The 24,316-nt window shown below is 66.6% G+C and carries 18 protein-coding genes and 1 pseudogene; 10 read left to right on the top strand and 9 right to left on the bottom strand.

Translation table 11 applies throughout. From position 1 onward, the window contains the following. Position 1 precedes the first annotated feature (1 nt). A complete protein-coding gene (locus BJF87_RS10495; RefSeq protein WP_139319449.1) occupies positions 2-1,669 on the top strand; it encodes an ABC transporter permease in 1,668 nt (555 codons plus the stop codon). A 23-nt stretch (positions 1,670-1,692) separates the two neighbouring features. Here BJF87_RS10495 and BJF87_RS10490 read toward each other — a convergent pair whose 3' ends face one another. From BJF87_RS10490 to BJF87_RS10480, 3 genes are all read right to left on the bottom strand, one after another. Further along, positions 1,693-2,559 carry an LLM class F420-dependent oxidoreductase gene (locus BJF87_RS10490; RefSeq protein ID WP_075863086.1) on the bottom strand — a complete coding sequence of 289 codons (867 nt, stop codon included), beginning with the start codon at positions 2,557-2,559 and terminating at the stop codon, positions 1,693-1,695. A 48-nt stretch (positions 2,560-2,607) separates the two neighbouring features. Further along, on the bottom strand, positions 2,608-3,498 hold the full coding sequence (locus BJF87_RS10485) for a hypothetical protein (protein ID WP_035752448.1): 891 nt from the start codon (positions 3,496-3,498) through the stop codon (positions 2,608-2,610). Between the two features lie 73 nt (positions 3,499-3,571). Then, positions 3,572-4,735, bottom strand: a complete 1,164-nt coding sequence (locus tag BJF87_RS10480) for a beta-ketoacyl synthase N-terminal-like domain-containing protein (RefSeq protein ID WP_035752446.1) — start codon at positions 4,733-4,735, stop codon at positions 3,572-3,574. Between the two features lie 291 nt (positions 4,736-5,026). Here BJF87_RS10480 and BJF87_RS10475 point away from each other — a divergent pair, with 291 nt between their 5' ends. From BJF87_RS10475 to BJF87_RS10460, 4 genes are all read left to right on the top strand, one after another. Beyond that, positions 5,027-7,423: an EAL domain-containing protein gene (locus tag BJF87_RS10475; protein ID WP_231380863.1), complete on the top strand. Its 2,397-nt coding sequence runs from the start codon at positions 5,027-5,029 to the stop codon at positions 7,421-7,423. Between the two features lie 177 nt (positions 7,424-7,600). Next, complete coding sequence (locus BJF87_RS10470; protein ID WP_040004176.1) at positions 7,601-9,070, top strand: sugar porter family MFS transporter; 1,470 nt, start codon at positions 7,601-7,603, stop codon at positions 9,068-9,070. 18 nt (positions 9,071-9,088) lie between these two features. Then, entirely contained in the window at positions 9,089-10,102 is a 1,014-nt protein-coding gene (locus BJF87_RS10465) for a nitronate monooxygenase (RefSeq protein ID WP_075863085.1), read from the top strand. A gap of 164 nt (positions 10,103-10,266) precedes the next feature. Further along, positions 10,267-13,728 (top strand): serine/threonine-protein kinase, encoded by a 3,462-nt coding sequence (locus BJF87_RS10460; RefSeq protein WP_084813175.1) that lies wholly within the window; start codon positions 10,267-10,269, stop codon positions 13,726-13,728. A gap of 50 nt (positions 13,729-13,778) precedes the next feature. On the opposite strand, the gene BJF87_RS10455 is transcribed toward BJF87_RS10460, so the two are convergent. Beyond that, positions 13,779-14,537: an SDR family oxidoreductase gene (locus BJF87_RS10455; protein WP_006359120.1), complete on the bottom strand. Its 759-nt coding sequence runs from the start codon at positions 14,535-14,537 to the stop codon at positions 13,779-13,781. Positions 14,538-14,639: 102 nt separating this feature from the next. On the opposite strand from BJF87_RS10455, the gene BJF87_RS10450 reads away from it, so the two are divergent. Continuing rightward, positions 14,640-15,491 carry a helix-turn-helix transcriptional regulator gene (locus tag BJF87_RS10450; RefSeq protein WP_006359121.1) on the top strand — a complete coding sequence of 284 codons (852 nt, stop codon included), beginning with the start codon at positions 14,640-14,642 and terminating at the stop codon, positions 15,489-15,491. A gap of 3 nt (positions 15,492-15,494) precedes the next feature. Here BJF87_RS10450 and BJF87_RS10445 read toward each other — a convergent pair whose 3' ends face one another. Next, positions 15,495-15,965: a MarR family winged helix-turn-helix transcriptional regulator gene (locus tag BJF87_RS10445; RefSeq protein WP_006359122.1), complete on the bottom strand. Its 471-nt coding sequence runs from the start codon at positions 15,963-15,965 to the stop codon at positions 15,495-15,497. 115 nt (positions 15,966-16,080) lie between these two features. Here BJF87_RS10445 and BJF87_RS10440 point away from each other — a divergent pair. Together BJF87_RS10440 and BJF87_RS10435 are read left to right on the top strand one after the other, a co-directional pair. Beyond that, positions 16,081-16,530 (top strand): annotated as a pseudogene (locus BJF87_RS10440) (DoxX family protein); the annotation flags it as partial. A 281-nt stretch (positions 16,531-16,811) separates the two neighbouring features. Further along, positions 16,812-18,326, top strand: coding sequence for an acetyl-CoA hydrolase/transferase family protein (locus BJF87_RS10435; RefSeq protein ID WP_075863084.1), 1,515 nt, complete (start codon positions 16,812-16,814; stop codon positions 18,324-18,326). Positions 18,327-18,330: 4 nt separating this feature from the next. On the opposite strand, the gene BJF87_RS10430 is transcribed toward BJF87_RS10435, so the two are convergent. The 4 genes from BJF87_RS10430 to BJF87_RS10415 form a co-directional block, all read right to left on the bottom strand. Beyond that, positions 18,331-19,347, bottom strand: a complete 1,017-nt coding sequence (locus BJF87_RS10430; RefSeq protein ID WP_035752436.1) for a YihY/virulence factor BrkB family protein — start codon at positions 19,345-19,347, stop codon at positions 18,331-18,333. 131 nt (positions 19,348-19,478) lie between these two features. Continuing rightward, complete coding sequence (locus BJF87_RS10425; protein WP_075863083.1) at positions 19,479-20,801, bottom strand: NAD(P)H-binding protein; 1,323 nt, start codon at positions 20,799-20,801, stop codon at positions 19,479-19,481. Positions 20,802-20,932: 131 nt separating this feature from the next. Further along, on the bottom strand, positions 20,933-21,370 hold the full coding sequence (locus tag BJF87_RS10420) for a nuclear transport factor 2 family protein (protein ID WP_006357261.1): 438 nt from the start codon (positions 21,368-21,370) through the stop codon (positions 20,933-20,935). 14 nt (positions 21,371-21,384) lie between these two features. Next, positions 21,385-22,572, bottom strand: a complete 1,188-nt coding sequence (locus BJF87_RS10415) for a lipase family protein (protein WP_075863082.1) — start codon at positions 22,570-22,572, stop codon at positions 21,385-21,387. A gap of 437 nt (positions 22,573-23,009) precedes the next feature. Between BJF87_RS10415 and BJF87_RS10410 the strand changes: the two genes are divergently transcribed. Both BJF87_RS10410 and BJF87_RS10405 read left to right on the top strand, forming a co-directional pair. Next, positions 23,010-23,804 (top strand): hydroxymethylpyrimidine/phosphomethylpyrimidine kinase, encoded by a 795-nt coding sequence (locus BJF87_RS10410; RefSeq protein ID WP_006357263.1) that lies wholly within the window; start codon positions 23,010-23,012, stop codon positions 23,802-23,804. A gap of 115 nt (positions 23,805-23,919) precedes the next feature. Further along, a partial coding sequence (locus BJF87_RS10405; RefSeq protein ID WP_075862664.1) for a hypothetical protein occupies positions 23,920-24,316 on the top strand: 397 nt, incomplete at its 3' end.

The following is a 24,316-nucleotide window of genomic DNA, read 5'->3' as shown; positions in this document are numbered from 1 at the left end:
GATGGCGTCTTCCTCGACGGTCGGAACCCGACCACTGCTCCATGCCTCACTCCGTCACGAGGGCCGGTCTTTCGCGCCGTGGATTCTGCTACCCACCGCGTTGTCGGTGTCGTCGGTGCTCATCTATCCCTGGTTGTTCTCCGACGCGCTGGAACGTAAGGCGTTCGCGGCCACGATCGGGGCGAATCCGGCTCTGGGACTGATCTTCGGGCCCGCCTACGACCTGTCGACCACCGACGGGTTCAACGCGTGGCGCAGTCTCGCGCTCGGCGGGTTCATCGCCGCACTGGGCGCGATCTTCATCGTCGTCAAAGCCAGCCGCGGCCAAGAGGATTCGGGGCAGGCGGAACTGCTGGCCTCCGGCGTCTCGGGCCGGTCGTCGCGACTCCTGACGGCCGTGGTCATGGCGGTGATCTGTTCGGCCGCGATCGGCATCGTCTCGTGCGTGCTGACCGGATTGTGCGGAGGAGACTGGGCGTCCTCGGCGTTGCTCGCCGCCGGGTTCACGGTCTCCGGATGGATGTTCGCTGCCGTCGCCGCGGTCAGTTCGCAGATAGGGGCCGACGCCCGCGCGGCGACGACGATCTCGGTGTCGTTGCTCGGGATCCTGTTCGTCCTGCGAGGTTTCCTCTTCTCGATCAGCGCACCGGTGTGGACGTCGTGGATCAATCCGCTCGGCTGGATCGAGGAGACCCGGCCGGCATCGGGCAACCACTGGTGGCCGTTGCTCATCGGCGTCGCGTTCGCGGTCGTCGTCGCGGTCGTCGGTTTCGCATTGCAGTCGTCTCGCGATTTCGGTCAGGGTCTGATCCCGTCCCGTCCAGGGCCGCCGCGGGGGAGCGCCGGTACACCTCTGAGCCTGGCGATTCGTCTCAACCGCGCACCGATCGTGTCGTGGGCGGTGGCATTCCTCGGTCTCGGTGTCGTCTTCGGGTATTTCACCCGGTCGGTGAAGGACCTGCTGACGAGCAACCCGGCGATGGCGTCGATCTTCGCCTCCGGTGCCGCATCCCCGGCCGACCTGATCTCCGCGTTCGTCACCACCATCCTGAGCATCGTCGGTATCATCGTCTCGGTCGCCGGCGTGCAGATCGTCAACCGCGTGCGTACCGAGGAATTGGATGACCGAGCCGAGCCCGTGCTGGCGACGGCTGTCCACCGCCTCCGGTACCTCGCCACGAATGTCGGTGTCGCACTGCTGGCGACGGCGGCGTTCCTGATGATCGCTGGTGTCGTGGTGGGTGTCTTCGCGTCGACCGCGGATATCGGGATCACCTTCGGTGACGCCCTCCTGCAGGCGGTCGCAACCATCCCGGCAGCGTGGACGGTCATCGCTTTCGCGGTCGCCATACTCGGTGCCCGCCCGGCGGCCCGTCCGGCGATCTGGTTGGGCGTGCTCGTCTCGTTCGTGATGACGGTGCTTGGCCCCAGTTTCAAACTGCCCGACTGGGCGCTCGGTTTCAGTCCGTTCCACCATGTACCCGACGTCGTCGTCACCGACCCCGACTGGTGGGGGCTGGTGTGGATCGGCCTCGTCGCCCTCGGATTTCTTGCGATCGGTTTCGTCGGGTTCGACGACGCGACATCCCGTGAGGTCGCTCAGATCCGTATGACGTTGAACCCGGAATCCGGGTTCAACGTCATTCGGAAGATTCGGGTGGCCGACTAGTCACGCACGATCGCGCAACGTGATCAGTTCTGTCCGAGGGCCGCCGCGAGGCGACGCCACTGCTCGCGCGGGAAACCGCAGTGATCCTTCTGCAGGACCTGGACACACACGTGATCGGCGCCGGCAGATCGGTGCTCGTCGATGCGGGACAGGATCGCCGACTCGTCACCCCACACGATCAGCGCGTCGAACAGCCGGTCGCTGACCGTGGTGAGGTCCTCGTCGGTGAAGCCGAGGCGACGAAGGTTGTTGGCGTAGTTCGGCATGGCGAGGTAGCCCTTGAGCCACTTGGTGCCGATCGACCGTGCCTCGTCACGGTCCGCGGCGAAGATGGCGGTCTGCTCGGGCGCGAGGAGCGGCTCGGTGCCGAGGGTCTCACGGGCGGTCGCGGTGTGGTCCGGCGTCACCAGGTACGGATGCGCACCGAGAGTCCGGTCCGCGGCCAAACCGAGCATCTTCGGCCCAAGGGCCGCGAGAACCCGACTGTCGGCCGGAACCGGCTGCGGCGCCGAATCGAGTCCGTCGAGGAAGGCGCGGGTGGTCGCGAGCGGCTTCCGGTAGCGACCGGCCTCCTGCGCGTCGATCAGCGGCGCGTGGCTTATGCCCAGCCCGAGCAGGAAGCGTGAACCGAACTCGTCGGCGAAACTCGCGTGCGCAGCCGCGACGTCGTGCGGCTCGTGCATCCACATGTTGAGGATGCCCGTCGCGACCACGGTCTTCTTGGTGGCACCGAGCAGGTTGCGCACCGAATCGAGAACCGGGCCACCGACGTCTGGGATCCAGAGGGCGGTGAAGCCCAACTCGTCGAGCTCGGCCGCGGCTTCCGCGGCCTCCCCGGTGTCTCCGTACCGTAGTGGCGAACTCCAGATTCCTACTCCGTCGAGTTTCATGCTCTCGACACTACCGACGGCCTCGGCGATCGAGCGCGAATGCCGGGTTCATGCCGTCTCAGATGCTCCCGGCGCCGTCTGGGCGAGGCGAGCGTCGAGGGACGAGGTCAGCTGTCGGAAGATTCCTATGCCCACCGCACCGACCACGATGACGACGATCCCGGTCACCGTGCTGAACTCGTCGGTGAGCAATCCCGCGATCCCGATCGCCAAGACGAAGATCGGTACCCAGTCGAAGAGATGGAGCATGCTCTGCGGTTTCTCATCGGTGTCCCAACCCTCGCGGACCGCCGCGCGATACGTGGCGAAGTCGGGATAGAACTCGGTGAACGCGATGGCGAACACGGTACCGCCGATCTGGATGATCCAGCCCGTCCAGAAGTCGTTCGGATCATCGAGGACGAGGTCACCGACAGCACCGGACACCGCGGCGACGCCGAAGCCGACGACCCACGCCCACGTGATGACGTAGTTGATCCGGAGGAACAGCGGGCTGTCCCAGACCTCCTCGTCGGTGGACTCGCGCGCGTACTGCAGGGTGAACGGTTGGCGGATCAGGATCGAGCCCAAGGCGAAGGCGACCAGCGCGATGTTGGTCATCTCGCCGCCCCACTTCTCCAGCCAGTCGATGACGCTCTCCGACGCGAAGAGAGCCAGGGCGGCCATCGTCCCGAAGTAGGCGACGTCGAAGACCTCGAGAAGCTTGATCTTGGAGCCGCGTCGATGTCCGCCCACGACGAGCAGCAGTGACAACACGAATGCCGACGCCGCGGCTTCCTCGAAGCGACCCGGACCGGTGAGCAGCGCCATCAGGATCCATGGCGACATCCCCGCGAAGGGGGAGTTCAGGAATGCGGTGAGGACGCGCCGCGCCCCCGTCGCCTGCACTGTGCTCACCGTCGGCTGATCGGCCGCCGGTTTGTCCGGCGAGTTGGTCATGCCTGAATTGTGCGGCTTCGCTGCGGTTTTCCGCAGGAAACTCGGTAGATCCGCGGAACATCGTCGCGCTCGATCAGCTCTGGGGCGCGATCACCACCGCGGAGTTGTGGCCGCCCATGCCCAGCGAGGTCTTCAGTGTGGGTCCCGCTGCAAGCGGCGTGAGGCCGTCCAGCAGTTGCGGGATCCCGTCGGAAACCCTCGGAGTCGCCGGGATCCGACCCCGGTCGTATCCGAGAAGCGACGCGGCCAGCTCGACCGCACCCGCCGCGCCCTGGCAGTGCCCGGCAAGGGGTTTGACGGAGAACACCTCGCTGTTGGGCAGCATCGTCTCGGCGATTGTCGCCTCGGCGCGGTCACATTGCCGGGTACCGGGACCGTGTGCGTTGAGGTACCGGATCTCGTCACCGGCGACACCGGCGGTCGAGAGGGCCTGTTCCACGCAGCCCACCACATTGGTGAGCTGGGGATCGATCGACGTGACGTGATAGGCGTCGTGGGACATGGCCCCGCCCAACACATCTGCGTAACCGTCGGTCTCGGCGTTGGTCATCGTGAACGCGATGGCCGCTTCGCCGAAGGTGAAGCCCCGGCTGCCTTCCTGGAACGGACGGCAGGCGTCGAGTGCGTCGGTGTCGGTGATGGCGACGCCGAGTTGAACGAACATCCCGACCACCTCCGGCTTGGCCGACAGATCCGTTGCGACGACGAGGACGTCGTCGACGAGATCGGCGTCGAGCCACGACTTCGCGGTAACGATCGCCGCCGAACCCGAGGTGCACATCGCCGACACGTTCAACGCCGGACCGTGAAAGCCGTACTCCTGCATCAGCAACGACACCGGCGTGGACGGTGTCACCGACAGATACTGCCGACCGGTGTACTGCCCGACGCCGGAAGTCACCATCGGATACATCTCGAGATCACCGAGCACACACGCATGAACCAAACCGACACGCGAACCCGGGCGCCAACCGCGTTCGGTCGCATCCTCGATGGCCTCCCGCGCCGCACTTCGCATCGCACGCGCGAAGCGGGTGCTCCCGTCGGCCTGGTCGCCGCCCTCCGGCACGCGCACGATCCACCCCGGACCGCCGTCGTCTCCGGAACCGAATCCGAAACCCTCGTGCAATGCGGCCGCCGACTTGCCGGAGATGAGGCCACTCCACAGCGCCTCTCGCCCCCAGCCGTATCCGGTCACGGCCCCCACACCCGAAATAGTCGATCGCTGATTCGTCATTGGTGAATCCTCTTCATGGATTTGGAATTGTCGGCAGTTCTGCCAGGTGATCCGACCGAACGCCACCTCAAGAATCCCCCGGAAAGCGGCATTCGACTCATTTCGCGACGGGCGGGGTCGCCAATTCGACTTTCGCACGACTCGGCGGCGTTTTAGCCCACCCCGCGCCCCCTTTTTGGGGATCATGTACACCGGGGGTCGGAACAGGGCGGGGGAGGGACTGACGCAGTGCCGGAATCGACGCCTACGGACGGTGGCCACAGCGATCTCGTCGCACCTCATGCCGAGCCCATGACCCGATCCAGCGACGCTGCGGTGGCTGAACGCTATCGTCTCCTCCTCGAACTGAGCCCGGACGCGATCGCCGTGCACCAGCACGGCGTCATCGTGTACGTGAACTCGGCCGCGCTCGACTTCGCCAGGGTCACCGACCGGGACGAGATGCTCGGCCGCCCGATCACCGACTTCGTCCACCCCGATGAACTCCCCCAGATGATCGAGCGGATCGTCAGCATGGGCGACGAAGCCGGTGCGGCGACGTACCCGGAAGAAGTCGTGATGGTCGACGCCCACGGGGTGTCGCGACCGATGGAGGTCACCTCCGTACGCACCGTCTGGCACGACGAACCCGCATACCAGGTGATCTTGCGGGACATCACCGCGCAGAAGGCCATCGAGGCGGCGCTTCGACGGCAGGCGGCACTGCTCGACCATGTCAGCAACGCCGTGATCGCCGTCGACCGGAACATGACGGTGCGGTCGTGGAATCCGGCGGCCGAGCAGATGTACGGCATCACCGCCGGCGACGCCGTGGGGCGCGAGCTGGGTTCGGTCACCGGCGGCGATCTCGACGTCGAGGCCGCCGTGGCCCTGGGCGGCACCGTCGACCAGCTTCACCGCCGCGCCGACAACGACCGGACATTCCTCGCCCACATCTCGGTGACGTCGATGGACGACGGCTTCCTGATCGTCGCCGAACCCACCCGTAGACCGCTGATCGAACGCCTGGGCACCATCCTCGCCGCCCTCCACCAGGCGGTCATCGTGGTGCGGGCGGACGGCGGGATCGAACTCGCGAATCCCGCCGCCGCGACCATGCTCGGCCCGCACGGCGTTCCCGGTTCGTTCGTTCACGATCTGCCGCTCGACTTCGTCGGCGGAGAGTCACCGATCGTCCGCTGCCTGAGGACGCGGACCGCGATCACCGACGCCACGGCGACGATCAGCACACCGGGCGGCGAACGATGGTTGTCGTGCAGCTGCCGGCCGATCGACGACGACACCGCGGAAGCGGTCGTGCTGGTGTCCTTCGCCGACATCACCGAGCGCTACCGCGAACGCGCCCGGCTCGCGTGGGACGCGGTCCACGATCCGCTGACCCGGCTGTACAACCGGGCCGGGATCCTCAACGAGATCGAGTCACACCTGAATGCACTTGCCGAACACGAAACGGGTTGCGTGGCGATCTATTACATCGATCTCGACAACTTCAAACTGGTCAACGACTCGCTCGGTCACGCCGTCGGCGACGAGGTGTTGCACACCGTCGCCCAACGGCTCGCGGGTGCGACGCCCCGGGAGGGCGCGGTGGGCCGGATCGGGGGTGACGAGTTCGTCCTGGTCACCACCCACACCGGAGCGAACACGCCCGCGGAGATCGAGCGCCGGATCGAGTCGATACGCGCTGCGATCCGGCCGCCGTTGAGTGTGACCGACCGCAGCGAACCCCTGACGGTGCGGGTGAGCATCGGCGTCGCCACCGTGGCGGCCGGCGACCGCTACACCCCGACAGACCTCCTTCGCGACGCGGATATCGCTCTGTATCAGGCGCGCAAGGTATCTCGAGAACCCTATGTCCAATTTCGGACACATCACCGAGACGAGCTGCAGCGCCGCCAACGCATCGAGGAGGAGCTCCGTCGCGCACTGACCGTCGACCCTTCCCAGCTGGAGATCCACTATCAGCCGATCGTGTCCACCGATAGCGGAACACTCGTCGCACTCGAAGCCCTCCTGCGGTGGAACCACCCCGAACTCAGTTCGATCCCTCCGACCGAGTTCATCCCTCTGGCAGAGCAATCCACGCTCATCGACAAGGTCGGCGCCCACGTCCTGGCCACGGCCTGCGCCGAGGTGGCCGGAACACCTCAGTTGCAGCAGGTCATGTTGTGCGTCAACGTATCCCGACGCGAACTCACCAACGGGAAGTTTCTACACCGTCTCCGTGAGACGTGTGAGCAGACCGGCATGAATCCTCGCTCCCTCTGCCTCGAGATCACCGAGAGCGCACTCGCGCCGCTGGAGAGCGACCTGTTGAACCTGCTTCGCGACATCCGGACCCTCGGCGTCAGCATCTCGCTCGACGACTTCGGCACCGGCGCTTCCTCGCTCAGCGAGCTCTACCGACTGCCGGTGGGCATCCTGAAGACGGCCAAGGCCTTTGTCGACGCCCTCGGGGAGAACCCGAACGCCCGTACGATCCTCGCGGGCATCGTCGACGTCGCACACGCGGTGGGTGTCCGCGTGATCGCCGAGGGTGTCGAGACCCCTACCCAGGCAGCCACGATCGCGGCCGTCGGGTGCGATTTCGCGCAGGGGTATCACTATGGACGGCCGAAACCGCTCGCCGAGATCGTGGCCGGGAATCTGGCGATCTCGACCACGACCGCAACGCAGCCCGACGCCTGACCAGTCGATTCAGACCAGATCGATACCGACGCGTGTTCGGATGTGCGCCGCCTGACCTCACCCCGCGAGTAGATTGGGCGCGAAAACGTCGGAGACGACGACCATGCAACCGGACAGCGAGGTCACGGACATGCCCCAGGATTCGTGCTGCACCACACCGGCGATCGGGGTCATGTGATGGCCGACGCGCAACAACGCGAGATCGCCGAACAACACACCGCGAAGGTCATCGGCGTCACCGTCGCCGCGGCCGTCGGTGGTTTCCTCTTCGGTTTCGACAGTTCCGTGGTCAACGGCGCCGTCGACTCGATCGAATCGAATTTCGGTCTGGGCAAACTGATGACGGGTTTTGCCGTCGCGATCGCCCTGCTGGGCTGTGCACTCGGCGCATGGTTCGCCGGACGACTGGCCGACGTCTGGGGCCGCAAGCGGGTGATGTTGCTCGGCTCCGCACTGTTCATCATCTCGGCGATCGGGACCGCCTACACGCAGACGATCCCGGACCTGCTGCTCTGGCGCGTCCTCGGCGGAATCGGCATCGGCATCGCGTCGGTGATCGCTCCGGCATACATCTCCGAGATCGCACCCGCCCGCTATCGCGGCGCGCTCGCCTCGATGCAGCAGCTCGCCATCACCATGGGCATCTTCGCCGCTCTGCTGTCGGACGCCATCCTGGCCGACACCGCCGGCAGCGCATCGAACGACCTCTGGTGGGGTCTGGAAGCCTGGCGATGGATGTTCCTCGTCGGCGTGGTGCCCGCCGTCGTCTACGGCGTGCTCGCGTTGCTGATCCCCGAATCGCCGCGATACCTGGTGGGCCGCAACCGCGATGAGGAAGCCGCACGCATCCTCCAGACGGTGACCGGAGAGAACAACCCGCTCGACCGGGTCAAGGAGATCAAGCTCACCGTCAAGCGCGAGTCCAAGACGTCGATCAAGGACATCACCGGGCCGTCGTTCGGGCTTCATCCGCTGGTGTGGGTCGGCATCTGGCTCGCGGTCTTCCAGCAGTTCGTCGGCATCAACGCGATCTTCTACTACTCGACGACGCTGTGGCAGTCGGTGGGATTCTCCGAGAGCGACTCGTTCAAGACGTCGGTGATCACGGCGGTCATCAACGTCGCCATGACCTTCGTGGCGATCCTGTTCGTCGACCGAATCGGTCGCCGGAAGCTGCTGCTGGCCGGGTCCGTGGGCATGTTCATCGGCCTGCTGATGGCGTGCGTCGCGTTCACCCAGCAGATCGGTGAGGGTGAGAACATCTCGCTGCCGGACCCGTGGGGTGTGATCGCACTGGTCGGCGCGAACCTGTTCGTCGTCGCGTTCGCCGCGACCTGGGGTCCGGTGATGTGGGTGATGCTGGGGGAGATGTTCCCGAACCGCATCCGTGGTGTCGCGCTCGGCGTCTGTACCGCGGTGAACTGGCTCGCCAACTTCACCATCTCGATGCTGTTCCCGCCGATGACCGAGGCCGTCGGACTCGGAATCATCTACGGTTTCTTCGCCTTCTGCGCCGCGGCGTCCTTCATCTACGTCTTCAAGAAGGTCGAGGAGACCAAGGGGCTTGAACTCGAGGACATGGATTCGGTGGCCGAGTCCCGTCTGTCCCGGGTCACCGCTGCCCGCGGAACGCGCGAACAGGCATGACGACAGGAGCATCGGCCCGTGGCTGACCTTCGTGACCTCGCGGTGCCGGTCGTCGGGGCGCCGATGGCCGGCGGGCCGACCACGCCCGAGCTCGTGGTCGCCGTCAGCACCGCCGGCGGGCTCGGCCAGTTGGCCGCGGGTTATCTTTCACCCGAGCGCGTCGCGGCGGACATCGCAGCCGTACGCGCCGGCGGCGTCGACACCTTCGGGGTCAACATCTTCGTCCCCGAAACCGAGCCGGTGGACCGGGACGCCGTGGCCCGTTACCGCGACCGTCTGCTCGACTACGCCGCCTCGCTCGACGTGGAGTTGCCCGCCATCGAGGAGCTCGGGGATGACGACGACCACTTCGACGCCAAGATCGCGCTGATGTGCGACGAGCGAATCCCGTTCGTCTCCTTCGCCTTCGGCTGCCCACCGGCGGACGCGGTCGCCGAACTTCGACGACACGGATGCAGCGTCGGGGTCACGGTCACCACCGCAGACGATGCGGTTCTCGCCGCCGACGCCGGAGCCGACTGGCTCTGCGCGCAGGGACCCGACGCCGGCGGCCATCGATCTGTCTTCGACCGCCGGACCGAACCACCCACCCAGCCCCTCGATGACCTCCTCGAGGAGGTTCGTGCCCGCGTCGCAGTTCCGCTGGTGGCGGCCGGGGGAGTCGCGACCCGTGATCGAGCCGACCGGCTGCGGTCGTCCGGGGCGGCGGCCGTCCAGGTGGGCACGCTGCTCCTGCGTACTCGGGAGGCCGGAACCAAGCCGGCACACGCCGACGCCCTGGCCGATCCGGAGCGTGCCGAGACTGTGGTGACCCGAGCGTTCAGCGGACGTTCCGCGCGAGCGCTGCGAAACCGCTTCACCGACGAGTTCTCCGAGGCCGCGGTCGCCGAGTATCCGGCGGTCAACAAGCTCACCGGCGGCATTCGACGCGCAGCCGCCACCGATCCCGACGGCATCAACCTCTGGGCCGGGACCGGATTCCGCGAGGCCGTCGTCGAGTCCGCGACGGAAACGATCCGCCGTCTCGGCTGATCCATGTCGCGCCCGCCGCCGCGCCGTGGCGCCTAGACTCGTGGCACGACCCGAGGGGACGCCATAAGCGAGCCTGCGATGCAACAGTCGGCGAAACCGGCCTCCGGAAGTCCAGCCGACCAACCGCGATCGACGACGCCACGATTTGACCTCTAGAACGCTCGATGGCCCGCCGGGCAGTCACGAAGTCCCACGATCCCCCTGCCCGGGAGATCGCGGAAGATCTGAGCGCGGCCGGTTTCACCGACGCCCGGATCGCGGGTCGTGGCGGCTTCGGAGTCGTCTATCGGTGCCGACAGCCCGCGCTCGACCGTGAGGTGGCGGTCAAGGTGCTGCGGACCGGTGGCGACGAGACCGATCGAGTGCGGTTCCTCCGCGAACAGCGGGCGATGGGACGCCTGTCGGGTCACCCCAACATCGTCCACATCCTCGAGGCGGGCGTTACGCGATCGGGATTCCCGTTCATCGTCATGCCTTTTCACGTCCGCGGATCGCTCGACACCCGACTCCGGCGACAGGGACGCTGCGATGTAGCCGACGTCATCGACCTGGGTATCAAGATGGCCGGGGCCCTGGAGACCTCGCACCGAGCCGACGTCCTGCACCGGGACCTCAAACCCTCGAACATCCTGCTCACCGAGTACGGGCAACCACAGCTGACGGACTTCGGCATCGCCCGCCTCGCCGATCGGGACGACACCAGCCGCGGGCTGGTCCTCGGAACCCCCGCCTACACCGCAGCGGAGGTGCTGCGGGGCGACTCGCCGTCGGTGGCCTCGGACGTGTACGGACTCGGCGCCACTCTGTACGCGGCGCTTGCCGGTCGACCGGCGTACGGACGCCGCAAGAACGAGGACCTGGTCGCCCAGCTCTTGCGGATCACCACCGATCCGCTCCCGGACCTGCGCGTACAGGGTGTGGCGGAGCCCGTGTGGACCGTCATCGCGCGGTCGGTGTCCCGCACACCGGCGGACCGCTATGCAACCGCACTCGAGTTCGGCGAGGCACTGCGGCGCGCCGGCCTCGAACTCGGCCTCCCCGTTGCCGACGTGCCCGTTCCGCTCCTCGCCGGCATCGACGGTCCTACGCGCACCGACGCCGACTCGTCCATCGACACCTCGGGGTATCTCCATCTGGGCACGCCCGGCAACGGATCGGATGCCGGGTGCCCTCCCGTCGTCGCCACCAGATACCGGCCACCGGTCATGGCCCACGCCACGGTTCCGCGCATCCGACTGCTCGAGCGACTCGCCACCGACAACCGAACCCGCCTGATCCTGATCCACGGACCCGCCGGGTACGGGAAGACCGTTCTGGCCATCCAGTACGTCCAGGCGGCCGAGGCCTCCGGCGGCAAGACCGCGTGGTTGGCGATCGACGAGGACGACAACACCCCCGCGTGGTTCCTGTCCCACCTCGTCGACGCCATCAGCGTGACACTTCCCGGCCTCGGGACCGAGCTCACCCGCACCTCGGAGGAGTACGGCGAGGGCGCCGAGCGATACGTGCTGACCACGCTGATCAATCGAGCCCACACAACCGACGAGCACATCCGGGTCGTGCTCGACGACTGGCACCGGATCACCAACCCGGCGAGCCGGGCGATCGCGCGGTTCCTGATCGACAACGGCTGCCATCACCTGCAGCTCGTCGTCACCAGCCGGACTCGTCTGCATCTGCCGCTCAGTCGCCTCCGGGTGAAGCACGAACTGATCGAAATAGACTCTACGGCATTGCGTTTCGACATCGACGAGTCGCGGGAACTACTCATCGGGGGCACCGGGTTGTCGATCGACGACACCGATGTCGCCGAGCTGGAGGAGACCACCGACGGGTGGGTGGCGGCCCTGCAACTGGCGTCGCTGGCGCTTCGCGAGCACGATGATCCCCGCGCCGCCATTCGTCAGTTCTCGGCGAATCACCGCGAGCTGGGGGACTACCTCGCCGAGAACGTCCTCGACAGTCTCGACCCGGATCTGCTCGACTTCCTGCTGGCGACGTCGGTCGGTGAGCGCATCTGCGCATCTCTCGCGACCGCGTTGACCGGTCGACGACGCGCGCAGAGCGTGCTCGAGGACATCGAGGAACGCGATTTGTTCCTCACCAGGCTCGACCCCGAAGGACAGTGGTTCCGCTATCACCACCTGTTTGCCGAGTTCCTGCGTCGCCGGCTCGAGAAGCAGGAGCCGGACCGCTGCGACGAGCTCCATCGGCGGGCTGCCAGGTGGTTCGCCGAACGGCGCATGTTCAGTGCAGCCGTCGACCACCATCTCGCTGCCGGCGACGAATCCGAGGCGATCGAACTGGTCGAACGCGAGGGCTACGACATGCTCGAGCAGTCCAAGATGATCACCGTGCTCGGCCTCGCCGCGAAGCTCCCGCTCACGGCCCGTAGGCAGCGGCCCGACCTGCAACTGATGATCGCCTGGGCTCACGCGCTCCTGCACCACCGGGCGCCGGCCAACGCAGCACTGGCCTACATCGACGCAGCCCTACCGCCCGGGCCCGACACAGACGAAGACGTCGCCGACATACGCGCGGAGACGGCACTCATCCGTGCTGCGATGACCGTTCTCGACGACCAACTCGACGGCATCGACGAAGCCGTCGAGGCGTGCGTGGTGCGCGCCGACAACCTCCGCCCGTGGGTTCTGTCCGGTGTCGCCGCCATTGGATCGTTCCGCGAGGTCCAGCGGTTCGCCTACGACGAGGCACGAGACTGGCAGCGTTGGGCGCGTCCGCACCATCGGCGGACGAAAGGGCCGTTCAGCGTCATCTACGGATACATCCTCGACGGCGTGGCGACGCGGGAACACTTCGATTTCGACTCTGCCGAGGCGGCGTTCCGGCACGCGATGAGCCTTGCCCGCGCCTCCGACGAGGACCGGTCCTACGGGTCTCGCCTCAGCGGCGCACTACTCGGGGAGTTGCTCTACGAGCGCGGTCAGGTCGAGGAGGCAGTGCAGCTCCTCGACGACACCTACAACCTGGGCGCCGAGGGTGGCATCGTGGAGATCATGCTTGCCACCCATGTCGTCGGCGCACGCGCGAAACACGCTCTCGGACAGGATGATCAGGCTGCCGAACGCCTGGACACCGGGGATCGGCTCGCACAGGCGCTGCACCTGCCGCGGATGGCGGCGCACATCACCGCCGAGCGCCTCCGTTCCGGAATCGGCGCGTCGGCGCTGTCCGCGGACTCGTTTCCGGCCGAGATGCCACACGACTTTCCCGACGGGATCGTCCAGGTCACCGCCGAGAAGACCGAGGAGGCTGCCATCCGGGCACTGCTGGCCGTCGGCGCCGACGACGCCCACCGCGCCGCGTGCCGCCGCGCACACGCCCTCACCGCGTCGATCGACACGAAGGCCCGACCCAGAGCGGCACTCAAGGCCCGACTGTTGCTGACCGAATGCGTCGCCGCGAGTGGATCTGCTTCTGAGGCGGAAGAACTCCTGCTTCCGATCCTCGATCGTTGTGCGCGTCTGGGTCTCGTGCAACCCGTGCTCGACGCGGGACCCGCTGTGCGACAGCTCGTCCGTAGACTCGGCACGACCGGCCGCGGGGACGTCGATCCGGCGGTGGTTCCGTTCCTGGAAAGATTGCACGCGCCTCGTGCGGAGTGATCGGCCGACACTGCCCGTGCCGGTGGCAGTACGGATCGCGCGGGACGAGTTCAGTGCGGGTCAAGCCGATTGAGCGTTGCGACGACCTCGGCGTAGTCCCCTCGGGACTCGGCATGACGTAGGAACTTCACCCGGTCGACCTGAATCTCGGTGGCGTCCGGCTGCGTGTCGATGAGTTCGATGACCTCGGTCACGAAATCGTCGAGGGGCATGGCGAACTCGCTGTCGCGCTGTCCCGGCATCAAATCCGTGCGGACCGCGGGCGGTACGAGCTCGACGATCTCGACCGTGGTTCCGTCGAACTGCAGTCGGAGAGACTCGCTGAGCATGTGGATGGCCGCCTTGGTGGCGTTGTACGTCGGCGTGACGCGCAGCGGGGTGAACGCCAGACCCGACGATACCGTCATGATCGTGGCGTGCGGACGTGTCTGCAGATGCTCGATGAAGGCGCCGATCAGCCGGATCGGCCCGAGTAGGTTCGTCGTCACGGTGGCCTCCGCGGTCGCGAGGAATCCGGCGGGGGAGGTCCAGTCCTCGACCCGCATGATGCCGGCCATCGTGACCAGGACGTTGAGGTCAGGATGTTCGGCGATCACCGAAGCGGCCGCGGCGTCGATGCTGCCGGGGTCGGCGGTGTCGATGGCCACGGTGTGGATGTCGGGATGTTCGGTACGGATCTGTTCGAGGAGTTCGGTGCGCCGACCGCCGACGATGACGGTGTTGCCCTTCTGTTGGAGGCGGAGTGCCAGAGCGAGTCCGATGCCGCTGGTGGCGCCGGGGATGAAGATGGTGTTTCCGGTGATGTTCATGCATTCGAGTGTTCGTCGGAGCCGGCCGGACATCCAGAGTGCGCTCATCGGGGGATCGGCGATCCCTGGCTGAGGCGTCGGCGTGCGCGCGATACTGCACCGATGGATCGTGACGCGCTCGCCGGCTTCCTCGTCAGTCGGCGGAACAACCTCCAGCCCTCGGATGTGGGGCTGGTGACCGGTGCGCGGCGTCGGACCGCGGGCCTGCGGCGCGAAGAGATCGCGCAGCTCGCGACGATGTCGACCGACTATTACACCCGTTTGGAACAGCGTCGTGGGCCACAACCGAGTACCCAGATGCTCGCGGCGCTGGCTCGTGCCCTGCGGTTGACGCCGGACGAACGCGACTACATGTATCGCGTCGCCGGGCACAGTGCTCCCGATCGCGTCGTCGGTTCCGACTACATCGCCCCCGGTCTGCTCCGAGTTCTCGACCGCCTCACCGGCACCCCGGCGCTGATCCTCTCCGCGCTGGGCGAGACGCTGGTTCAGAACGATTCGGCCCGAGCCCTGTTCGGCGATGTCAGCCACCTGACCGGTTTCGAGCGCAGCGCCATCTACCGGTGGTTCACCCAACCCGATGTCGAGCGGCGCCGCTACCCGGAGGACGATCACGACCGCCAGAGCCGCGCGCAGGTCGCGTCATTGCGAGCGGCCTACGGCGTGATGGGAGCGCGATCGCGCGCGGGGGAGATGGTGCGCGAACTGTGCCGCCGGAGTGAGGAATTCGCCGCGCTGTGGGAGACACACCTGGTCAGTCGGCGATTCGAGGACCACAAGACCCTCATCCATCCCGAGCTGGGACACATCGAGGTCGACTGCCAGGCTCTGTTCACCGAGGACGAGGCCCAGGTACTTCTCGTCCTCACCGCCGCTCCGCGAACCGATGCCGCGGAGAAGATCGAACTGCTCAACGTCCTGGGGACGCAGCAGTTGAATCCGAGTCGCGAATGACCCTCAGCGCGAACCGGACTCGGTGTCGTTGATCCGCCGTCCGATCGCCGACACCTGCCGTAGTTGGGTGCGGGTCAGACGGTCGACGACCAGCCGCCGCACATTGGCGACATAGCCGGGTGCCGTGGCCACCACTTTCTCCCATCCCGCCGCTGTCAGCACGGCGTTGGTGAAGCGTCCGTCCTCCGGACACTGGTAGCGGCGGACCCATTCGCGCTTCTCCAGCCGGCTCACCACATGGGAGAGCCGTGAGAGGGAGCCGTAGGACATCTCGGCGAGCTCGCTCATCCGTAATGTGTGATCGGGCGCCTCGGAAAGCGCAGCGAGGACCTCGTATTCGAAGTGGGTGAGCTGCGCGTCGCGGAGCAGCTGTGCGTCGAGGGCATGGGGGAGCCGGGCCAGCGCCGTGGCCACCTGGATCCAGGCGTCCATCTCCTCGTCGTCGAGCCACTCGGGCTCTTGCTCTCCGGACACCCGGGCAGTCTATCGGATCGATTCACTTGAAGCTTCACTTGACTCTTCAACTCAATCCACTTAGGTTGTTCAATTGACACGTCAAGTCATCCCTCTCGAATCCAAGGCGGTTTCCATGTCCAATCCCATCGTCCGTAGCGTGGGAATCCTCCTCGCACGCATCGCGATCGGCGTCGTGTTCCTGGCCCACGGCCTGCAGAAGTTCCAGCAGAACGGCTGGGCCGGACCCAAGGCCGGGTTCGAGATGATGGACGTTCCACTGCCTGCGGTCTCGGCGTTCCTGGTCACCTGGCTCGAGATCCTGGGCGGCATCGCACTGATCGTCGGCGCATTCACCCCGGTCGTCGCGATCCTCTTCGTCATCGACATGCTGGGCGCGGTGTTCATCACCCACATCGACAACGGTCTCTGGGCGTCCGACGGCGGCTACGAGTTCGTCCTGACCCTCGGCGCCGGCGCGCTCCTCCTCGCGGTCGTAGGCGCAGGCCGTTTCAGCGTCGACGCGGCTCTGGGTACCAAGCTGCCCTGGCTCGCCGTCGACAGCGGTCGACCGGCGGCGACGGTCGCTCCGCCAACTGACCCCACGCACACCCGATTTCGGACCCGCAGCCCACGGCTGCGGGTCCGTACCGTTCTCGGGGCGGCTTCGCGCAAACGCCTCTCCACCGATGAAGGAGTCCTGTTCAACTGAGCGCAGTGCACTGAGACTCTGCAGTGTTGGTCAAGCGACCTTCTCACACGGCGGCTTATACCATGCCTGAATCGACATGTCTCGGTAATCCGTGATTTTGCCCATGTGCATCTGTGCTTATCCTGGGGAACGTGACCCCCTCAGTAGGTAGTTCCGTGCCCTCGGGACGTATTCGCAACACCGCGTTCGCGTCGAAGGTGATGTCCGCCGACGACGCCGTGAAGTACATACAGCCGGACGACACCGTGGCGATCAGCGGTTTTGCCAGTGCCGGAACCCCGAAGGTCGTCATCCCGGCCCTCGCCGACAAGATCAAGAACACCCGGGCGAACGGCTCGAACTTCACGATCAACCTGTTGACGGGCGCCTCGGTCTCGACCGAAACCGAACGTCTCCTCACCGAGGTCGACGGCATCGCGCTGCGCATGCCGTACCAGTCGGAGAGCACGGCCCGCAAGCGGATCAACGACGGCCGGATGGACTACGTCGACATCCACCTGTCCCACGTGGCGCAGCAGGTCTGGGTGGGCTACTACGGCCAGGTCGACGTCGCCGTCGTCGAGGTTTCCGGAATCACCGAATCGGGGGAGCTGATTCCGGCCGCGTCCATCGGGAACAACAAGACCTGGCTCGACGTCGCGAAGAAGGTGATCCTCGAGGTCAACTCGTGGATTCCCGAGGCCGTCGAGGGCATGCACGACGTCTACTACGGCACCGCACTGCCGCCGCACCGCAAGCCGATCCCGCTGACCCGGGTGCAGGATCGAATCGGGCAGCCGACGTTCCGGGTCGACCCGGCCAAGGTCGTCGCGGTCGTGGAGACCAACCAACGCGACAGCGCCAGCCCGGTGACCCCGCCCGACGCGATCAGTGAGGCGATCGCCGGTCACGTCCTCGAGTTCTTCGACTACGAGGTCCGCAACGGTCGGCTGCCCGCCGACACACTGCTGCCTCTGCAGGCCGGCATCGGCAACGTCGCCAACGCCGTCCTCGGCGGTCTGGACCGCGGCCCTTACAAAGGTCTGACCTGCTACTCGGAGGTCATCCAGGACAGCATGTTGCGGCTGATCAAGGACGGGACCGTCGCACACGCGTCGTCGACCGCTCTGGCACTCAGCGAGGCCGGCATCGAGGAGCTGACGGCCAACGTCGACTTCTACCGGAACCACATCACCCTGCGTCCGCAGGAGATCAGCAACCATCCCGAGGTCGTTCGTCGTCTCGGCGTGATCGCGATGAACGGCATGCTCGAGGCCGACATCTACGGCAACGTGAACTCGACGCACGTGATGGGCACCAAGATCATGAACGGCATCGGCGGTTCGGGCGATTTCGCGCGCAACGGCTACGTGTCGCTGTTCATGAGCCCGTCCACGGCGAAGGACGGTGCGATCTCGTCGATCGTCCCGATGACGCCGCACGTCGACCACACCGAACACGACTGCCAGGTGCTGGTCACCGAACAGGGACTGGCGGACCTGCGTGGGCTGTCACCCCGACGCCGTGCCCGGCTGGTCATCGAGAAGTGTGCGCACCCGGAGTTCCGGCCGATGCTGAACGACTACTTCGCCCGCGCCGAGGCGATGCCCGCGGCCGGCCAGACCCCGCACATCCTCGACGAGGCGTTCAGCTTCCACCAGCGGTTCCTGGACACCGGCTCGATGCGCTGAGTGGTCAGCTCGGTTCGTCGCCGGGCTGACCGTCCGGGGAGCTCTCGCCGTTCGTCCGGCCCTCACGAGGGTTGTCGAAGGTCACGTCGATCTCCTGGAACCCCTTGTTCCGCTGCGCCCGAACCTGCGCCGCATACGCGGCTTCGTCGCCCTCGGTGAGGATGACGTTGTCGGTGAACGGCGTCAGCAGCGACCGCGGGTACAGGTGGTCCACGCGGACGGCGTTCGCCTCGAGGCAGAACACCAGCACGATCGTGGTCACGTAGAGGAACGCGAGCAGGCCGAGAACGATCGCGAAGACCCCGTTCGTCGAGCTCGCATTGGCGATGACGCGCCCGACGTACACCGCGCCGAAGGTCTGAATCGCCTGCCAGCATGCTGCGGCCGCGAGCGCTCCGGGAAGCACGTCGCGGACGGACAGGGCGCGAGCAGTGCCGAACCGGAACGCCACGATGAACACGAGCGTGCTCAGCACGACCGAGCCGAGGATCGCGAACCAGCGGCCGGCGACGCCGAGCTCGATGCCGGCGGCGATGCCGTTGACGACGGTCAGTCCGATGACGGCGAGGCCGACCGTCGACAGCAGGACCAGGCCGCGCAGGCGCACGAAGATCGGATCCGGTCGTTCGTTGCGGGGGACGGCCCAGATGGTGTTCATCGCATTCTGGGCCGCGACGGCGACTCCCAGACCGCCGTACAGCGAGACCAGGACACTGATGATGAGCGCCGGGATCCCGCCGCTGAGTTTCTCGGGCTCGCCGAGTTGGCTCCCGATCACCGGGATCTGACTCATGGCCGAGTCGAGGATGCGCTCCTGGAGCGCCGGATTGTCGGCGAGCACGATGCCCAGGATCGTCGAGAACAACAGCAGCAGCGGGAACAGCGAGATGAACGCGTAGTAAGTGCACAGGGCGGCCAGATAGGCGCCCTGGTCGTCGACGAACTTGTAGATCACCGCGAGCGGGAACCCGGTCGCCGGGTGTCGTCGCTGGAAGTCGTCGATCCGTTCCGACAGCGACACCCGCTCACCTTCTGCTCGTCGTTCAGCCGGTCCTACCGGCACCGCCCGGGCGGCGGGTGTGCTGACTGTATCCCGGCCGACAGCCGATCAGCCGTAGCCCGGTCCGTACCGCACTGAATTCGATCTGTGCCTCAGTGAAACGGATCCACGGCTGGTACACCGAGCTTGCGCAGCGGCCACCCGAGCCGCCAGTAGGCAAGTCCGACGACCCCGTGCGGAAAGAAGCGGCACGTGGTGGTGACCTCGGTGCGTGCAGGCTTCTGGCCGAGGTCACGAAGTGCGTACTCGACGAACCCGTTGCCGCGCGAGTTCTCGCTGACCTGGACGCGGAGGAACTCCGGTTGCTTCTCCGCGATTACGCGTCCCCTCCGTTCGAGCGAGTCCCAGATGTCGTCGGGTGTGCCGTTCTGGACGGTTGCGGACGTCGACTCGAACACCTCCTCGCCGGCCCAGTCCGGGTCGGTCGGGATGGGTTCGGCTGCGGGGGTGTCAGCGTTCGCGTTCGCCCACGTCGCGGCCTCTGAGCCGCGTTCGGCGCGGCTCAGCGTCTCGGCGACCGCTCGGCGGTACGGGGTCAGGCCACCCGGCGGGCGGGGGATGATCGAGTCGATGTCGCGGTTCCGGCAGACGGCGTCGCACTCGAGCGACTCGATCAGCGGTCGCGCGATCTTCCCTCGGATCGGGGTCACCAGGCGGACCCAGCGGCTCGCCACCGACGGCGTGAGGAACGGGAGGACGACCATTTTGCGCGGACGAAGACCGGCGACCTGCGCGTAGACCTGCATCATGTCGCCGTACTCGAGGACGTCCGGACCGCCGATGTCCCACGTCCGTGACTCCGGGACCTCCGCGGTCGCCGCCTCGACCAGGTAGTACAGCGCGTCGGAAGCGGCTATGGGCTGGATCTTGTTGCTCACCCAGCGCGGCGTCGTCATCGCCGGGAGCCGCTCGGTGAGGTGGCGGATGAGTTCGAACGATGCCGACCCGGACCCGATGAGCGTCCCGGCCTGCAGTGCGACGGTCTCGATCGACGAGTCGATGAGGATGTCGCCGACCTCGGCTCGCGATGCCAGATGTTCGGAGAGATCGGTGCCCTCGGGGTGCAACCCGCCGAGGTAGACGATCCGGGACACGCCGCACGCCTGTGCTGCTGCCACGACGTTCTCTGCGGAGCGTCGTTCCTCGGCCGCAAAATCCGCGTCGTTGCTCATCGAGTGCACGAGGTGATAAACGACGTCGACGCCGCGGAAGGCAGCGAGAAGCGAGTCCCGGTCGGAGAGATCACCTTTCACGACCTCGGCACGTGAGTCGTTCGTCCACGGCGCGTCGGACAGCTTCGACGGCGTCCGGGCCAGCGCGCGGACACGGTGCCCACGTTCGAGCAACCGGGGTGCCAGACGGCCTCCCACATAGCCGGTGGCTCCGGTGACCAGACAGGTTCGCGCTTCGTTCACATGACTCCTCTGTACCTTCGGGCGGTACCCCTCAGGCTAGGAGTGGAAACGTCGACCGCGGCCCGGTCGCCGGGTGTCGGTGCCGGATCGTTCCCTACGGCCACAGGTTGATAACGCGTGGCGGTGCCGGGTCAGGCGTCGCGCTCTTCGAGGGGTGAGTTCACGAACCAGAGGCTCTCTTCGTGCAGACGTTCACTCCGCCAACCGGTCTCGGTGCGGACCATCGAGTGGTGGTAGTTGCCGCCGCAGGTGCTGAGCTCGGTCATCCCCACGAACTGCATGGGGTTGTAGAACATCGCCCGGATCTGTGCGCGGTCGCCTTCGAAGGAGTACTCGATGTTCGTGATGAAGTGTTGGCTGACGGTGACGAACGCGAAGTTCTCCTCGAGCCATGCGGCGATCTCGTCCCGACTTCCGGCCCGTCCGGCCGGAGCCGAGGTGTAGTCGACCGTGGCGTCCGCGGTGAACACGGAGCGCCACAGATCCCAGTCCTTGGTGTCGACCGCGCGGGCGTATCGGTAGAGGACGTCGGCGATCTCGAACCGGTCGGCGATCTCCTGGGTGTTCACGTCTCTCCGATCAGTTAGTTCTTCGGCAGGGCGGCAGCTTTGGCGTTCAGCCACCTCAGCGCCTCGAGTTCGGACACCAAGCCCACGCCGTGGCCGAGGAACGTACCCGGCAACAACACCGGCAGATGCATCGTCTCGACGGTGACGTCGGCCCCCTTGGCACGCCAGGACCGCACCATGCGATCAGTGCCGCGGGGATCGACCACGTCGTCGCCGCGGTTCTGGCTGACCAGGACCGGCATCCGCGGGGCGACCCCGCCGAGTCGTTGATCGTTCACCGCCGTCAGCCACGGCTCCTTGCGCAGATGCGCCGCGATCGGCCGGCCGTCCTTGGTGTAGAAGGTCGTCGGCACGAACGGAAGCATCCTCATCACGTCGAACACGCAGTACGAGTTGACATCTCGCAGCACACTCCGACCGAGCGGGTTGAACGCGGCGAGGAACTTCGCGCGATGCTCGGGGTACGCGGCGATGAAACCGTTGACGACCCACCCGACGCCACCTCCCAGGAGGCTCCCGTCTCCGAGTCGGGCCAGGTCGGCGAGGTCCGGTGCCGGTGCCCCCGCGAAGGCCGCGAAGATCGGGAGTTCCGGGGCGTACGAGCCGGCCAGTTCGGCGGCGGAGCCGGACGCGAAACCACCCTCGGAGTACCCCCACAGGGCGACGGGCGCCTGCGCACTCACACCGAACTTCGGGTTGCGCGCCACACGGGCCATGTCCAGCATCGATGTCCCGAGCGACCTACGGTTCAGGTAGGGGTGATCGCCGGGCGTGCCGAGTCCTTCATAGTCGGTCAGCGCCACCGCGTAGCCATTGGCGAGCAACGCTCCGATCGCCATTTCCTCGTAGGCCTGTCCGTACCGCAGCAGACGTGACGGTGCGCACTGGTCGCCGGCACCGATGGTCCCTGAACCGACCACCACGACCGGACGCTCACCGCGCCCGGCCCACGGAGTGCGGGGGACCAGGACGCTGCCGGTCACGGCCGTCGGACGGTTCCGAGCGCCGGTGCTCGCATACATGACCGTGGTGGTGCGGGCGTCGATGTTCGCGCCGGTGAACGGGATGACAGCCGCGTACGACGGCGCCGATCGGATCAGCGATCCGGGACGGGCGTCGAAGCCCGACGGCGGGTTGTAGAACCCGGCATACGGGTCCGCCGACGCGGGACCGATTCCGGCGAGTGTGGCGGTGGCGGCCACCGCGCAGGTGGCGAGGAGGGCACGTCGACGAAGACGACCACCTCTCGGAAAGCGTGCGCGAGACTGTTCGCGCACGAGACGACGTCGACCCTGACCCCCGATGAACATGTTCTAATTAGTTGGATAGATCACGTCCCGTGTCAACCGTCTGGAGAAAATCTCCCAAGGGCGGCGCGCGTCTCCGACCCGCCGGCGGGGGAGGCTCGATGGGGGTGTCCGTTTCTCCTTCGACACGATCCTGCACAGCCCGCGACAGACGATGGCGCGCATCGTGTCCGTGCTCGTCGATGCTGCCATGTGGTGTCGGACACCAGGCTGTTTGCTCGGGGAAACGTCACGGTCGGGAGGCTGCGACGGCCGACTCCGGTGCAAACGGGGTAGGGCTGGGGGTGTACAAAAGGACCCGGTTCATCTGCGAACCCCGAAAGGATCGAGCAATGTCAGTGGTGTCGTACGTGATCGCCGGGTCCGAGGCGACCGGAGGCGCGGGAATCCAGGCCGACCTGCGCACTTTCGCCCAGCTCGGCACCTACGGCGTCGGAACCATCACCTGCATCGTGTCCTTCGATCCGAAGGCCGGCTGGGGCCATCGTTTCGTGCCGGTGGACGCCGGCGTCATCGCCGACCAGATCGAGGCGGCCACGGTCGCGCACGAGCCCGAGGTCGTCAAGATCGGCATGCTCGGCACGCCCGCGACCATCTCGACGGTTGCCGAGGCACTGGCATCGCGGACCTGGCGGCACGTGGTCGTCGACCCCGTCCTGATCTGCAAGGGTCAGGAGCCCGGTGCGGCTCTCGACACCGACAATGCCCTGCGCTCGGAGATCCTCCCGCTGGCCACCGTGGTCACGCCCAACCTGTTCGAGGCCGCGACCCTCGCCGGCATGGACGAACTGGCCAGTGTCGACGACCTCGCCGAAGCGGCTCGCCGGATCGCCGATCTCGGGCCGAAGTGTGTCGTCGTCAAGGGCGGGGTCGGACTCGCCGGTGACGAAGCGGTGGACGTGGTCTTCGACGGCACCGACATCACCATCCTCCGCGCACCCAAGGTGGGCGACGAGCGCGTGTCCGGTGCGGGTTGCGTGTTCGCCGCCGCGACCACCGCCGGACTGACCAAGGGCGCCGACGTCCTCGACGCGGTGCGCGCGGCCAAAGAATTCACCCACCGCGGGATCGTCGGTCGCATCAGCTCGACCGCCCCGTTCGACGCCGTCTGGCACGGACAGCAGTAGCACTCCGCGCTGTGCGGTAAACCCACCCTTTATCGGCACAATCACCACCTTGATGCGCATCCTGTCAGGCTGTTTGTGAGACACCTGGCGGGGTGTGTGGGGATCGGAATGGGTGATGACTATCAGTGTCGAGGTCGGCCGTACTCCTCGTGGGCAGCGGTCGTATCCACTCGGTTTCAAGGTCGAGTTCCTGCAGTTGTGGGATGCGGCAACGTTGGAACGCGGTGGCCGAGCCCGGTTGCTGCGCGAGCACGGTCTGTCGCGGGCCACGGTGCGGGGCTGGTTGCACTCGCGTGATCGGGGAGACTTTGAGGCGTCGATGGTGTCGGCAGCGCTGAAGTCGAAGGGATCGAGCCGCGTGGATGCTCAGGAACGAGCCGAGTTGGCGCGGTTACGCGCCGAGAATCAACGGCTGAAGAAGAAGGTCGAACAGGCCGAAGCCATTCAAGAGATCATGGGAAAAGCTATCGAGCTCATGGACGGGATCACCGCGAGCTCGACGAGCGAGGAGG

Source organism: Gordonia sp. CNJ-863 (assembly GCF_001942325.1).
Classification (GTDB): Bacteria; Actinomycetota; Actinomycetes; order Mycobacteriales; family Mycobacteriaceae; genus Gordonia; species Gordonia alkanivorans.
Note: the sequence above shows the minus strand (reverse complement) of the source record. Positions and strands in the feature narration are given on the sequence as shown.

Bases quoted from the DNA above. Each gene is read 5' to 3' on its own strand.
- BJF87_RS10480 (WP_035752446.1), bottom strand. From the start codon at position 4,735: ATGACGAATCAGCGATCGACTATTTCGGGTGTGGGGGCCGTGACCGGA.
- BJF87_RS10410 (WP_006357263.1), top strand. From the start codon at position 23,010: ATGTCAGTGGTGTCGTACGTGATCGCCGGGTCCGAGGCGACCGGAGGC.
- BJF87_RS10460 (WP_084813175.1), top strand. From the start codon at position 10,267: ATGGCCCGCCGGGCAGTCACGAAGTCCCACGATCCCCCTGCCCGGGAG.
- BJF87_RS10475 (WP_231380863.1), top strand. From the start codon at position 5,027: ATGACCCGATCCAGCGACGCTGCGGTGGCTGAACGCTATCGTCTCCTC.
- BJF87_RS10495 (WP_139319449.1), top strand. From the start codon at position 2: ATGGCGTCTTCCTCGACGGTCGGAACCCGACCACTGCTCCATGCCTCA.
- BJF87_RS10485 (WP_035752448.1), bottom strand. From the start codon at position 3,498: ATGACCAACTCGCCGGACAAACCGGCGGCCGATCAGCCGACGGTGAGC.
- BJF87_RS10450 (WP_006359121.1), top strand. From the start codon at position 14,640: ATGGATCGTGACGCGCTCGCCGGCTTCCTCGTCAGTCGGCGGAACAAC.
- BJF87_RS10490 (WP_075863086.1), bottom strand. From the start codon at position 2,559: ATGAAACTCGACGGAGTAGGAATCTGGAGTTCGCCACTACGGTACGGA.
- BJF87_RS10470 (WP_040004176.1), top strand. From the start codon at position 7,601: ATGGCCGACGCGCAACAACGCGAGATCGCCGAACAACACACCGCGAAG.
- BJF87_RS10455 (WP_006359120.1), bottom strand. From the start codon at position 14,537: ATGAACATCACCGGAAACACCATCTTCATCCCCGGCGCCACCAGCGGC.